Origin of the sequence: Dongia sp. (genome assembly GCF_041910485.1) — a bacterium.
GTDB lineage: Bacteria > Pseudomonadota > Alphaproteobacteria > Dongiales > Dongiaceae > Dongia.
This window is the reverse complement of sequence record NZ_JAYRQR010000018.1, coordinates 41385-54915: the sequence shown is the minus strand read 5'-3', so window position 1 is coordinate 54915 and position 13531 is coordinate 41385. Positions and strand designations below refer to the sequence as shown.

The 13531-nt window shown below is 63.1% G+C and carries 13 protein-coding genes and 1 riboswitch; of the genes, 6 read left to right on the top strand and 7 right to left on the bottom strand.

Annotated features, from left to right (window positions below):
- A partial coding sequence (locus ACE3PP_RS05940; RefSeq protein WP_374379114.1) for a hypothetical protein occupies positions 1-492 on the bottom strand: 492 nt, incomplete at its 3' end.
- Between the two features lie 361 nt (positions 493-853).
- Between ACE3PP_RS05940 and ACE3PP_RS05935 the strand changes: the two genes are divergently transcribed.
- A complete protein-coding gene (locus ACE3PP_RS05935) occupies positions 854-2608 on the top strand; it encodes a PHA/PHB synthase family protein (protein WP_374379118.1) in 1755 nt (584 codons plus the stop codon).
- Positions 2609-2763: 155 nt separating this feature from the next.
- On the top strand, positions 2764-3423 hold the full coding sequence (locus ACE3PP_RS05930; RefSeq protein WP_374379111.1) for an aquaporin: 660 nt from the start codon (positions 2764-2766) through the stop codon (positions 3421-3423).
- 62 nt (positions 3424-3485) lie between these two features.
- Here ACE3PP_RS05930 and ACE3PP_RS05925 read toward each other — a convergent pair whose 3' ends face one another.
- Both ACE3PP_RS05925 and ACE3PP_RS05920 read right to left on the bottom strand, forming a co-directional pair.
- On the bottom strand, positions 3486-4064 hold the full coding sequence (locus tag ACE3PP_RS05925) for a TMEM165/GDT1 family protein (RefSeq protein WP_374379108.1): 579 nt from the start codon (positions 4062-4064) through the stop codon (positions 3486-3488).
- Between the two features lie 6 nt (positions 4065-4070).
- Positions 4071-4249: riboswitch (yybP-ykoY riboswitch) on the bottom strand.
- Between the two features lie 80 nt (positions 4250-4329).
- Positions 4330-6363, bottom strand: a complete 2034-nt coding sequence (locus ACE3PP_RS05920) for an elongation factor G (RefSeq protein ID WP_374379105.1) — start codon at positions 6361-6363, stop codon at positions 4330-4332.
- A gap of 280 nt (positions 6364-6643) precedes the next feature.
- Between ACE3PP_RS05920 and ACE3PP_RS05915 the strand changes: the two genes are divergently transcribed.
- Positions 6644-7363, top strand: coding sequence for a TetR/AcrR family transcriptional regulator (locus tag ACE3PP_RS05915; protein ID WP_374379102.1), 720 nt, complete (start codon positions 6644-6646; stop codon positions 7361-7363).
- Positions 7360-8514 carry a glycosyltransferase family 2 protein gene (locus ACE3PP_RS05910; protein ID WP_374379099.1) on the top strand — a complete coding sequence of 385 codons (1155 nt, stop codon included), beginning with the start codon at positions 7360-7362 and terminating at the stop codon, positions 8512-8514. The genes ACE3PP_RS05915 and ACE3PP_RS05910 overlap by 4 nt, the downstream gene beginning before the upstream one ends.
- Before the next feature lie 26 nt (positions 8515-8540).
- Here ACE3PP_RS05910 and ACE3PP_RS05905 read toward each other — a convergent pair whose 3' ends face one another.
- A complete protein-coding gene (locus tag ACE3PP_RS05905) occupies positions 8541-9005 on the bottom strand; it encodes a hypothetical protein (RefSeq protein ID WP_374379096.1) in 465 nt (154 codons plus the stop codon).
- 116 nt (positions 9006-9121) lie between these two features.
- Between ACE3PP_RS05905 and ACE3PP_RS05900 the strand changes: the two genes are divergently transcribed.
- Entirely contained in the window at positions 9122-10372 is a 1251-nt protein-coding gene (locus ACE3PP_RS05900; protein WP_374379094.1) for a D-amino acid dehydrogenase, read from the top strand.
- A gap of 42 nt (positions 10373-10414) precedes the next feature.
- Here ACE3PP_RS05900 and ACE3PP_RS05895 read toward each other — a convergent pair whose 3' ends face one another.
- Together ACE3PP_RS05895 and ACE3PP_RS05890 are read right to left on the bottom strand one after the other, a co-directional pair.
- Complete coding sequence (locus tag ACE3PP_RS05895) at positions 10415-11017, bottom strand: hypothetical protein (RefSeq protein ID WP_374379091.1); 603 nt, start codon at positions 11015-11017, stop codon at positions 10415-10417.
- A 3-nt stretch (positions 11018-11020) separates the two neighbouring features.
- Positions 11021-11824 (bottom strand): Asp/Glu racemase, encoded by an 804-nt coding sequence (locus ACE3PP_RS05890; protein ID WP_374379088.1) that lies wholly within the window; start codon positions 11822-11824, stop codon positions 11021-11023.
- Between the two features lie 192 nt (positions 11825-12016).
- Between ACE3PP_RS05890 and ACE3PP_RS05885 the strand changes: the two genes are divergently transcribed.
- Entirely contained in the window at positions 12017-12628 is a 612-nt protein-coding gene (locus ACE3PP_RS05885; protein WP_374379085.1) for a hypothetical protein, read from the top strand.
- Between the two features lie 8 nt (positions 12629-12636).
- Here the strand turns inward: ACE3PP_RS05885 and ACE3PP_RS05880 are convergent, their stop codons facing one another.
- Positions 12637-13518, bottom strand: coding sequence for an AEC family transporter (locus tag ACE3PP_RS05880; protein ID WP_374379083.1), 882 nt, complete (start codon positions 13516-13518; stop codon positions 12637-12639).
- Between the last annotated feature and the right edge of the window lie 13 nt (positions 13519-13531).

Sequence of the window (13531 nt, the reverse complement as noted above, 5' to 3'; positions counted from 1 at the left end):
CGTCGCCGCAGGAGCCGCCGGGCGGGCAGCCGACGCGCCGGGCGCGGTCAAGGCTTCGTCCGTGTACTGCGCGTTGGTGCGATCGGCCGAGAGGCCCGGCTGCACGCCGGCTTCGAGATCGGCCGGAACCGGCGCCGCTTTCGGCACGCTGTTGATATCGGGAACCCCGCCACCGCTGGCCGAGGAAGCGGCCGCATTGGCAGTCTGGGTTGCGGCCTGCTCGCCGCCTGCCTGGGCGGCATCGGCGCTGGCCTTGGCGGCATCAGCCGCCGCCTGCTTGGCTGCGGCGTCCTGCGCCGGGTGCTGGGTATCGCCGCCGAAGGTCGAACAGCCGGCGATGGTGGCGAAAGCCGCCGCCGCCATCCAGCGGCGCGTCTGACCATTGCGCGGCAGGAAAGGCCGCAGCGCGGAACCGGACATCAGCGCCAGGCGACCGACCGCATCGGCCACGGCGACACCGCGCGAAGCGGCCAAATCCGAGAAATCAACCATCACAACCTCCCCAATGCGCCACGGGCCACCCGGCCGCCCGCAGGAACAAATCCTCGGCCCCGGCGCTCATCCTAGCGCGCAAACTACTGGCGCAAAATAAAAGTTCCGTTTTTTTAGACTGCGCTACTATAACAAACAAGCCAGATCATGGACGCGAAAAAGAGATTACAGTTAACCGTTTGAAATAATTAAAATTTCTAAGGAAACGGTCAGGGGATCAGCGATGCCAAAGGGCGATTCCGGCACCGACGAAACCAGAGAGCGCGGCAAGGCAAATCGCGTTTCCGAACCAAAGGGCGGCGCGGACGCCCGCAAGGACGCCGTGCCCAAGGATGTGGACGCGGCCACCGACTCCACCGTCATGGCCGATTCCGTGGCGCGCATCGCCGAGCAATCGCAGCGCCTGATGCAGGAATTCCTGAGCCGCCACGCCAAGGATTTCACCATCGGTCCGGATGCGACGAGCCTCGGTCGCGCCTTCATGGAAATGACGACGCGGATGATGGGCGATCCCGCCAAGCTGATCGAGGCGCAAGTCTCGCTGTGGCAGGATTACATGAATCTGTGGCAGACGACCGCCGCGCGCCTCATGGGCCAGGAGGCGGAACCGGTCATCGCCCCCGCCAAGGATGATCGCCGCTTCAAGGACGCCGCCTGGAACGACAATCAGGTCTTCGACTATATCAAGCAATCCTATCTGCTGACCGCGCGCTGGTTGCAGAACACGGTGCGCACGGTCGACGGGCTCGACGACAAGACTGCGAAGAAGGTCGATTTCTACACGCGCCAATTCGTCGATGCGATGGCGCCCAGCAATTTCGTGATGACCAATCCCGAAGTGCTGCGCACCACGATCGAAAGCGGCGGCGAAAATCTGGTGAAGGGCCTCGAGAACCTGCTGCAGGATCTTGAGCGCGGCAACGGCAAGCTCAAGATCTCGATGACCGATGCCCAGGCCTTCGAGATCGGCAGGAACATCGCCGTGCAGCCGGGCAAGGTCGTCTTCCAGAACGATCTCATCCAGCTCATCCACTACACGCCGACCACAGCGAAAGTGGCGAAGCGCCCGCTTCTCGTCATTCCGCCCTGGATCAACAAGTTCTATATCCTCGATCTGAAACCGCAGAATTCCTTCGTCAAATGGGCGGTCGATCAGGGCCACAGCCTCTACATGATTTCCTGGGTCAATCCGGACGAGCGCCTCGCCCAGAAGACCTTCAGCGATTACATGCTGGAAGGACCGCTTGCCGCCATCGATGCCATCCTCAAGGACACCGGCGAGAAAGACGTCAACGTCATCGGCTATTGCCTGGGCGGCACGCTGCTCGCCTCGACGCTCGCTTATCTCGAGGCGAAGAAGAAATCGCACCTCATCGCCAGCGCCACTTTCTTCACCACGATGATCGACTTTGCCGATGCGGGCGAGCTTTCCGTCTTCATCGACGAGGAACAGCTGACGGCACTTGAGACCAAGATGAACGAACGCGGCTATCTGGAGGGGGCCGAGATGGCGGCCACCTTCAACATGCTGCGCGCCAACGATCTCATCTGGTCCTTCGTCATCAATAATTATCTCCTGGGCAAGGAGCCCTTCCCCTTCGACCTGCTTTACTGGAATTCCGATTCCACGCGCATGCCGGCGGCGATGCACAGCTTCTACCTGCGGAACATGTACCAGAAGAACGATCTCATCAAACCGGGCGGTGTCGAACTCGACGGCGTCAAGATCGACCTCACCACGATCAAGCAGCCGACTTTCGTGCTGGCAACGCGCGAGGACCATATCGCGCCCTGGATCGCCGCCTATGCGGCAACGCAGACCTATGCCGGCGACGTGACCTTCGTCCTCGCCGCCTCCGGGCATATTGCCGGCGTCGTCAATCCACCTGCTGCGGGCAAATATTGCCATTGGGTCGGCACGCAGAAGAACTATCCGAAAAAGCCGGAAGACTGGCTTGCCGGTGCCCAGCAACATGCCGGTTCCTGGTGGCCGGTCTGGGAAAAGTGGATCGCTGCCCATGCGGACGGCGAGGTGCCGGCGCGCGAGCCCGGTGCCGGCAAGTTGAAAGCGATCGAGGACGCTCCCGGCTCCTATGTGAAGGTCAAGGCGCAATAGACGCCGGCCGCTGATCGCCCGGAATACCGCGTCATTCCCGGACCGTTTCCCGGGGGTGACGATTTATCAGAACCCAGCTCTCCCCGACTCGCATCTTCTGATAGAATCCCCTCCCATCGCTAAAGCTTCGCGATCACAGCTCCAGGGGATGTGTCATGAACAAGCTTGTTGCGGAATTCATCGGAACGCTGTCACTCGTCCTGTTCGGCTGCGGCGCCGCCGTCTTGGGCGGCGAGCATGTCGGTCAGCTCGGCATCGCACTTGCGTTTGGATTTGCCATCGTCGCGATGGCCTACGGCATCGGTCCGATCTCCGGTTGTCACGTCAATCCGGCGGTCAGCCTCGGCGTCTTCATTGCCGGCCGCATGAATGCAAAAGACATGGTGCAGTACTGGATCGCCCAAATTCTCGGCGCCATCGCCGGCGCCTTCATCCTGATGGTCATCGCCGGCGGCACGGCAAACGGCCTCGGCCAGAACGGGTGGGGTCCGGGCTATCTCGGTGAATACGGCCTTGTGCAGGCACTGGTGTTCGAGATCGTCATGACGGCGCTTTTCGTCATCGTGATTCTCGGCGCGACCGGCCCCAAGGCGAATGCCGGATTTGCGGGCCTCGCCATCGGCATCACGCTGGCCGTCATCCACATCGTCGGCATCCAAGTGACCGGTGTTTCGGTCAACCCGGCGCGCAGCATCGGGCCCGCCCTTCTTGTCGGCGGTCAGGCACTGGCGCAGCTCTGGCTCTTCATCGTGGCGCCGGCCATCGGCGCCGTCATCGGCGGGACGCTCTACAAGCTCGATGTGTTGAAGGCATAAGCAGACCAGCCGGCCCTCTCCCCCTTGCACAGTGAGAGGGCCGGCTGGGAGTCCTTCGTCGGCTAGAATCCGAACCCTTTTCCGGCGCCCAGCAACGTCATCACGCCGAGAAGCGCAAAGAGGGCGGCCGCCGTGATGTGCACCGGCTTCATCGGAATCTTCTTGGCGAGCTTGTCGCCGACGAACACCGCCGGCACGTCGGCGATCAGCATGCCGAGCGTGGTGCCCGCCACGACCAGCAGGGGCGACGTGTAATGCGCTGCCATCGCGACCGTCGCCACCTGCGTCTTGTCTCCCATTTCAGCCAGGAAGAAGGTCACGAGCGTCGCCCCGAAGACGCCGAAGCGCGAGGCAATCTTCGCTTCCTCTTCTTCGATCTTGTCGGGGATGAGCGTCCAGCCCGCCATGCCGAGGAACGAGAGCCCCAGCACCCAGCGCAAGACATCCGGCCCCAGGACCGTTGTGATCCAGGTACCGAGCGCGCCGGCAATGCCGTGATTGAACAAGGTGGCGACGAGAATGCCGGCGATGATCGGCACGGGGCGCTTGAAGCGCGCGGCAAGGAGAAAGGCGAGCAACTGCGTCTTGTCGCCGATTTCGGCGAGCGTCACAATTCCGGTCGATACGAGAAAGGCTTCCATCTGGGTAGCTCCGGCCGGCAGTAAAGACGAATGACCATAAGCGCGTCCCCGGCCATTCGGAGGCACTCATGGTCAAAGGTCTTGCCAAGCTTGGAACTGCCAGCGCCATGGCCTATCGGCCAAGTGTGTTGACGCGGGCCTCTTCGATCAGTGTCGAAGAGCGGCTACTCCCCAATGACGGGCGGGTTCTAGCAGAGGCCGCCCGCTGCAGCAATAGCCGCCGATTCCCATTCCTGTCCGGCTGCGACTGAGAACGGTTCTTAGTTCACGCAGCACCCTTCTGCAGCAATCCCTGCCGTTGCTCGATCACCTTTTCGGCGAGGCGCCCGGAAAGCTCCTGCAGATGGTCGAAGCGGCAGGCGAAATGGCCGATCCCCAGCGTCAATGACCTGAGCTCGATGATCATGTCATGGAGTTCCGATTGCGGCACCAGCGCCTCGACCACTTCCCACCCGGTCCAATCCTCCTTGGCCTGGAAGTTGAGGATCTGCCCGCGCCGGCCCGTGACCAGATTATGGACGCGCGCCGTGAACTCAGCCGGCGCCGACACTTCGACCATGAAAATCGGTTCCAGCAGAACCGGTCCGCATTGCGGCAGGGATTCCTGCATCGCCTGCCGCGCCACCGTCTTGAATGCCATGTCCGACGAATCGACCGCGTGATACTGGCCGTCGAACAACGCCACGGCGACGTCGACGACCGGGAAGCCGAGTGGCCCACGCACGAGCGCTTCGCGCGCGCCATCCTCGACCGACCCGATGAACTGGCGCGGCACGGCACCCCCCACCACACGGTCATGGAATTCGAAACCCGTGCCCCGCTCCAGCGGCCAGATCTCGATATGGATATCGGCGAACTGGCCGTGCCCGCCGGATTGGCGTTTGAAGCGGCTGTGCTGCTTGACGCCGTGCCGGATCGTTTCCTTGTACGAGACTTGGGGGCGCCGATGCTTGGTCGGCAGACCGAACCGGCTCTTCAACCGGTCGGCGGCGATGGCGAGGTGGATCTCGCCTTGACCCGACAGCAACAGTTCATGCGTATCCTTGTCATGGGTGAAGGAAAGCGACGGGTCTTCCTCGATGAGTTTGGTGAGTGCCGCGGTGAGCTTCACCTCATCGGCCCGGTTCTCGACATCGATCGCCAGGGCAAAGAGCGGGTCGAGCGGTGCGGGCCAGGTGAAATCGGGATTCTTCTTCCCCGAAGCCGTCAGCAGGTCGCCGGTCTTCACTTCTTCCATGCGCGCCAGCGCCACCACTTCGCCGGTCTTCGCCTCGCTCACCTTGTCGAAGCCGTTGCCCTTCGGCTTCAAGACACCGGCAACGCGCGCACCGTTGAGCACCGAGCCTTCCGCGATTTTGCCGCCGAAGACGCGCGCCAGCGACAGTTTGCCGGCATGGGGCTGATGATAGGTCTTGAAGACCAGGGTCGAGGCATCGAACCCGGAAATGCCGAGCCGCTGGGCCGCTGCCTCGGGTCCCGGCACCTCATGTCGCAGCGCCTTCAGCAATCGCCGCACGCCGCCATCCTTTTCCGCCTCGCCGAGCAACACCGGCACGATGAGGTCGGCTGCCAGATCCTTGGCGAATTGCTGATAGATCTCTTCCCTGGGCGGTGCCACGTCGGAGAGAATCTCTTCCATCAGATGGTCGTCGAAATCGGCGAGCGATTCCAGCATGCGCGTGCGCGCTTCCTGTTCGCGCGGCAGGACTTCCTCAGGCATCTGGATCAGGTCGGATTCCTGTCCCGGATGGTATTTGTAGGCACGCTCGCTTACCAGATCGACATAGCCGGTGACGTCGCCGCCATCGGCGCCTGCGCCGCGGATCGGCACCTGGCGCAGCACCAGCGGCCGGCTGGAAACGCCTTGCAGCGCATCCAGCACCTCGCGCACGCGGTGCGTGCCCACGTCCATCTTATTGATGAACAGCAGGTGCGGGATCTGATGGTCGTCGAGGAATTTCAGGATCGGCGCCAGCATCAGCGCCTTGTCGATGAGCGGTTCGGCGACGACGATGGCGACATCGGCCGCCAGCAGCGCGTTGCGCGTTTCCTGCGCCAGCTCGACCGAGCCCGGGCAATCGAGGAAACACCAGCGCTCGCCGAGAAACTCTGCGGTGGCGGCGGTCACTTCGACCGACATCTTGCGCGCCCGCGCTTCCGCCGAACTGTCCGAAACCGTATTGCCTTCCTTGGCTGAACCCTTGCGCGATATGGCGCCGGTGACGAAGAGGAGACTTTCGAGAAGAGCGGTCTTGCCGCTCAAGTAGGGACCGACGATGGCGGCGCAACGTGGCGCCATCGGTTCTCTGCCGTTCGGGGTTCCAGTATTTTGCGGGACTGTCGCCATCATGACCTCCTTTGCTGCGGGGAAATTGAGCCTGAGAGGTCCGGTCTTCTTCGAGGGCCGGTAGAGCTTCAGTCTTCGCCTCCCCCGCATCGCTGGCAAGGATAAAAGCTGCGGCAAATCCGCTTCAATTTCTTTGCAACGCAATATGAAGGTGAGCCTTGCTGACGCTTGGCAAGCGGCGGCAGTTCGGGCAAGCTCGTGAACAATTGTTCACAGCTGCTTTGGGGAAAGCATGGCGCGCGGACTGGCCACCCGGAACCGGATCAAGGAAGCTGCCCTCGAACTCTTCGTCACCAAGGGCATCATCGGCACATCGGTACGCGATATCGCGGCGGCGGCGGAAATCGCCGAAGGCGGGCTCTATCGCCATTATGCGTCCAAGGAGGATCTCGCCTGGAAGCTCTTCTCCGAGAATTACGCGACCCTCGCCAAGGAACTTGCCGACCTCGCGAAGGCGAAAAGCAAGTTTGCGGATCGCCTTGCCACCATGATCCATCGTTTCGCCCGCTTCTTCGATGAAGAACCCCTGCTCTTCCGTTTCCTGCTGTTGAGCCAGCACCAGGAACTGCCGAAACTGAAATCGAAGGCGCAATCACCGGTCCAGGTCCTGCATCGCTTCATCTCCGACGCGCAAAAGAATGGCGAGATCGAGATTGCCAATCCGGATCTCGTCACGGCGCAGATCCTGGGCCTGTTGCTGCAGCCCGCCACCTTCATGGTCTACGGCCTTCTCGCCCCGGGTATGCAGCGCATCGAGGCGGAAACGCTGGCCGCGTGTTTGAAGGTGGTCTCCTCCCCCTCTCCCTTCAAGGGGAGGGCCGGGGTGGGGGTGGCCACCAGCGCCGCTCTGCGTAAATCATCACCCCCACCCACCCTCCCCCTGAAGGGAGAGGAGTTCGACCGAGTTGGCGCCAAGCGCCGAGCGCCTTCCCGTGCCCGGAGTGCGTCATGACCAGTGCCTGCGAACTCACCATCCTGATGCCGTGCCTCAACGAGGCGGAGACGCTGGCTGTCTGCATCCGCAAGGCGCGGAAGTTCCTGGCCGATTACGGCGTCTCCGGCGAAGTGCTCATCGCCGACAATGGCAGCACCGACGGCTCGCAGGAAATTGCGCGCAGTGAAGGTGCGCGCGTCGCCGACATTCCGGTCAAGGGCTATGGTGCTGCCCTCATCGGCGGGATCGAGGCGGCGGCCGGGCGTTTCGTCATCATGGGCGATTCCGACGATTCCTACGACTTCTCCAATCTGATGCCGTTCGTCGAGCGGCTGCGGGCCGGCGCCGATCTCGTCATGGGCAATCGCTTCAAGGGCGGCATCAAGCCCGGCGCCATGCCGCCGCTCCATCGCTATCTTGGCAATCCGGTGCTGACCGGCATCGGCAAGATCCTGTTCAACAGCCCGCTCGGCGATTTCCATTGCGGCCTGCGCGGCTTCTCGCGTGAGGCGATCCGCGCCCTCGATCTCCGCACCACGGGCATGGAGTTCGCCAGCGAGATGATCGTCAAAGCGACCTTGAACGGCCTCAAGATCGCCGAAGTGCCGACCACCCTGTCGCCCGACGGTCGCTCGCGCCCACCGCATCTGCGCAGCTGGCGCGACGGCTGGCGGCATTTGCGCTTCCTGCTGATGTTGAGCCCGGAATGGCTCTTCTTCTATCCCGGCCTCATCATCGGCTTCTGCGGCTTCCTCATGCTGGTGGCGCTGACCCTCGGCCCGCTGCGCATCGCCAACGTGACCTTCGACATCAACACGCTGCTCTTGGCCGGTATCGCCGTCATCGTCGGTGCCCAGGCGGTGGGCCTCGCCGTCCTCGCCAAGCAGTTCTGCATCGCCAACCGGCTGCTGCCGCCAAGTGCCCGCTTCCGGTCGCTCGCGGACCGCTTGTCACTGGAATTGCTGTTGGTGATCGGCGGGCTGCTGACCGTGGCCGGCCTCATCGGCATCGTTGTCGCCGTCTTGACCTGGCGGGAAGCGGGTTTCGGCAATCTCGATACGGCCAGCATGATGCGCCTGCTGGTCCCGGCCTCGACCTCACTCTGTGTCGGCCTGCAACTGGCCTTCACGGCTTTCTTCAAGGGCGTCCTGGGCCTCGCGCACCGCTGAGAGGCCCAGCCCTGCTCACAACAGCGTCAAGGCAGCGGGCAGACCAGATTCTGCTTCGCCTGATCGACATCATAGGCATAGCGCGGCCGGTTGACGCAGGTCGCCGTATATGACGCGGCAAGATCGTTGTAATCGCCCACCGCCTCATTGAGGGCGGGCCGCGTGTCGGACTGGATCAGATCGCGCAGGGCCGCCGATTGCGCCATGCTGTTCTTCAGCAATTCCTGACCGATGACGTCATTGGGGTCCAGCGTCTTGCGCCGGTCGGCGATCTGCGCATCCAGCGCATTGAGCTGCGCCTGCCGCTCATCCAGCATGGCGCGCCGGGTCGCGATCTCCTTGCGCGCGGCCTCCAGCTGCGGTTCCTGGCACAGGCAGGTCTTCAATTCCTCGACCGACAGAGCCGGGCCACTGGTGGCATTCTGGGCGAGGGCTGCGCCACTGGTCATGACGAGGGCGGCGAGGAGGGATGCTGCAAATCGATAGGTCATTCCAAGAGTTCCATCTTTTCTTCTGATTCTCAGACCTTATGCTCTAGCGCCGCTTTGTGGCAATGTTGCGACCACACAAGAAACCGACAATCCGACAATCGACAGGGTGGGGCTGAATGCGAATCATCGTTCTGGGCGCGGGCCTTCTGGGCGTTACCGCGGCCTATTATCTCGCCAAGGAGGGGCATGAGGTCACGGTCATCGACCGCCGGCCCGAGCCCGCGCGCGAAACCAGCTTTGCCAATGCCGGTCTGGTGACGCCGGGCCATGCCAGTTCCTGGGCCAGCCCCAAGGCGCCGCTCATCCTGCTGAAATCGCTGTGGCGCAACGACACGTCGCTGCGCTACCGCCTGCGCCTCGACCCGCGCATGTGGCTGTGGAGCCTGCAGTTTCTCAGGAATTGCACGTTGGCGCGCAACCGCCATGCGACGCGGGTCAAGATGAAGCTCTGCGTCTACAGCCAGGCCGAGACCTTGCGCGTCGGGCGCGAGGAAGGGCTTGAGTGGGACCGCACCGCCAAGGGCGCCATCTATCTCTACAGCGATCCCGCCGCCTACCGGGCCGGCAAGGAGAATATGCGTTTCCTGATGGATCAGGGCGTCGAGATGAACTTTCTCGATCCGGATCAATTGGTGGCGCTGGAACCCGGCCTGAAATACGCCAAGGACAAGCTGGCGGGCGGCATGCACACGCCAGGCGATGAATCGGGCGATGCGCGGAAATTCACGCTGGGCCTCGCCGAACGTTGCAAGGCGCTGGGCGTCACTTTCCGCTTTGCCGAGACCATCGAACGCATCGATATTCAGGGCAACCGCGTCACCGGCATCGCGACTGACAAGGGCAGTTTGAGCGGCGATCAATACGTCATGGCCCTCGGCTCCTATGCGCCGCTGCTCTCTCGCAAGATCGGCTTCAACCTGCCGATTTTCCCGGTGAAGGGCTATTCGGTGACGCTGCCCGTCGCCGATCCCGCCGACGCCCCCACCATCGGCGGCGTGCATGAAGAGCATCTCGTCGCCTTCTCGCGCTTGGGCGACCGGTTGCGCCTCACTGCCACCGCCGATTTCGCCGGCTACGATACCGAATTCGAACCGGGGAATTTCGCCCACATGCTGCGGGTGGCGCGGGAGCTTTTCCCGAAAGCCGCCCTCTATGACCGGCCGGATTATTGGGCGTGCCTCCGCCCCATGACCCCCGACGGCCCGCCGATCATGGGTCCCTCGCCGGTCTCCAACCTCTGGCTCAATGCCGGTCACGGTCACATGGGCTGGACGATGGCCTGCGGCTCGTCCCGGATCCTCACCGACCAGATGATGGGCCGGAAGCCGGAGATCGACGCCGAACCCTTCCTTTTCACCCGATATTGACCGCCGAAAAGGGCCCCGAAACGCCCTTTCGGGCCACCCTTTTCACCCCTTTTTCGCGATCCGCAGATGGACCAGAGCGTCGACCGGCAGGCGGCGCTGCTTGCCCCCACCGATCGGCGAGCGGACCGGCATCACGATGACTTTCTCGACCGAGGCGCCGGTCAAAACGTAGCCGTGGCGGGTCAGGACCTCGCGCAGCGGCCACAGGACATCACCATCCGCGACGGTCGTGGCAAAAGGCACCTTGCGATCACCTGAGATGAGGCGCGCCACGTAAGTGTTGTTGTTGCCGTCGCCCCGCGCCTTCCCCACCGCACCGTCCCAACGGCCGCCAGGCCGGTCGTCTTGCGCCGCGAGCTTCAATATCTTTTCGGCGATCCACGGATAATCCTGATAGCGGCCGAGGAAGATCAGTGCCAATTCGTCATGCGCAGCGATGCCGGCCTCAAGCGCCGCTGCAACATCATCGGCACGAACATCGCACGCGTTGGCAGTTTCCGAAAAGCGAAGGTGGAGGGAATAAACATCCGGCTCATATTGCGCCGTCACCTGACAAGCAACGTCAGGTTTGACGAGGATTTCCTGTGCAATGGCGGCACCGCTGACAGCAATTGTAAGCGCACACCCCAGCAACAGCGCCCGCATGCATCAAATCCGGAACAGGCGGCCCCAGCCTTCGATGGGTTCGGTGATGCCGGCAAGGCGCAGGGCGTGCCAGGCCATGGCGTGGTTGGAGGAAGTGACGGGCTTGCCGAGTTCGCGTTCGAGGCTCTCGGCGATTTCGGCGACGCGCAAGCTGGTGCAGGAAACGAAGACGCCATCGACGGACGGATGCCGGCCGAGCTCAAGGGCGGCGTTGTAGATCGAGCGGGTGGAGATGCGCGCGACCTCGTTATCGTCCTCGTGGTTGAAGGAGCCGATCACCGGCACTTCCAGCCCTTGCGCCTCGATATAGGTCTTGAAGCGCACATTGACGCTGTCGATATAGGGGGTGAGCAGCGCGATGCGCTTGGCGCCCAGCGCTTTCAAACCCTGGATGCCGCCAGTGATCGGCGTCGTGCATTTGGCTTCGGGCCGCGTCTCGTGGATGCGCTTGAAGACGTTCTGCTCGCCGATGACGACCGAGGCCGAGGTGCAGCCATAGCCGATAACGTCGAGCGGGATGCCGGGGAGGATCACGTCCGCCGCCGCCGAGAGGCCGGCTTCCATCGCGGCAAGGGTGGTCGGGTTTATTTCCGCCGCATTGCGGATGCGCGTGCCATAGAGGGCGACGCCCGGCATGGTGAATATCTTGCGGAACTCGTATTCGAGTGTGTGGTCGGTGGCGAGGACGATGAGGCCGATCCGCGCCCGTGCCGCGACCCCGCCGTCAAGTTCGAAGGGCAGATGCTTGCGGTTGACCAGCAGCCCATCCTGGGTTTCAGCCTCAACGCGCGCCTGAACGGGGGACATGCCGGCAAACTCCCTTCCATTTTAGGGCGATGAGCCATGCCAAACCGGCATGGGAGACGCCCACGGTCGAGTTTATGATGACCTTTGCCGGCAACTAAAGCAATTCCCGCTTGTTGTGCTGGTTGCCTGCTTTCCGCTATGTGAGACGGGAAGGAACCGGCAGTCGGCCGGACCGATACAAGGATTCGCGCGATGCCTTTTGCCACCTGGCGCCCTGCCCTGCTTTCGCTGCCCCTGGCCGCGGCACTCGCTATCGCCGCCGTGCCGGGCGTGGGCCGCGCGCAGTCCGACGAGAAGGTCGTGAGTTCGGCCACCATCAATGCCGTCTCCTATGAGCCCATACCGCCGGGAGCGGTGCTGGAGACCCAGCCCGAAACGCAGAGCCAGATGGATGACGATGCCTGGCGCCGGGCGGACAGCGACCTCAGCGGCCGCGGCTATACGATCGGCAGCGAGGGAAATCTGGTCCTGACCGTGGCGACGCAGCTGACCTCGCGCCTCAGCGCCGACCAATCGGTGGGCGAGGTCAATGCCAAGAAGACCGACCCCAAGAACGCCGCCCTCTTCAGCACCGAGGGCAATACGCTGCTCAACCCGCGCGATCCGGTCAACACGACCGACCGCGCCTTCCGCATCAACATCACCGTCTATGACCGGTCGACCGGCCATTACATCTGGCGCGGGTCCGCCGAGCGCGCGGATGCCAGCATCGATCCGGCGACGGCCATGCGCGAAATGCTGCCGGCCCTATTGGACCGTCTTGGCGAAACGGCCAAGGACGTGACCGTTCCCCTGGAGCAATAGAGACTGCCCTAGAGGATGAAATAGAGCAGCAGCGGCAGGGTCACGAAAGACAAGGCCGTCGTGATGACAACCATCGAGGCGACGTCGGCCGGTTCGCGGTTATAGTACTGCGCGAAGAGATAGTTGAAGACGGCCACCGGCATCGTGCTCTGGATGACCAGCACGCCGGTCGCCAGGGGCGAGGCGCCGATGAAATGGCCGACGCCGAAACCGACCAGCGCCCCGCCGCCCAACCGCACCAGCGACAGCAGCAGATTGCGCGGCAGCCGCGTCACGCGCAATTGCGCCAGCGACACGCCGAGCGCCAGCAGCATCAGCGGAATGGTGACGCCGCTCAGCAATTGCAGCGTGTTGCCGACATAGGCCGGCAGTTTCCAGCCGAAGGACAGCACCACCAGCGCGAAGATGATGGCGTAGATGAGCGGCATGCGCAGCAGGCGCCGCACGCTGAAACTGCCGGAGGCGAGCGACATGCCGATGGTGAATTGCGCCGTGATCGAAATCGCGAAGAAGACGACGGCAAAGGCCAAGCCTTCATTGCCGAAGGCAAAGAGCGCCAGCGGCAGGCCCATATTGCCGGTGTTGGGGAAGATGAGCGCCGGCAGATAGGAATGGCTGGGGAGCTTCATCGCCTTGAGCGTGACAAGCCCCAAGACAAGGAAGCCCGCGAAACAGAGCGCGGTGAGGCCGGCCATCTCGATCAAGGCCGAGGTTTCGACATGGATGCGCGTCAAGGCATCGGCCGCCAGTGCCGGCGTGCCGATATTGGTGACAAGCTGCGTCACGAAGCGGTTGTCGAACGGATTGCCGGATTTGGCCCAGATGAAACCGATGGCCGGCACCACCAGCACCGGCAGGATGATGGCGGCAAGTTGCTGCAGCAGATCCATGAAACGCACCTCT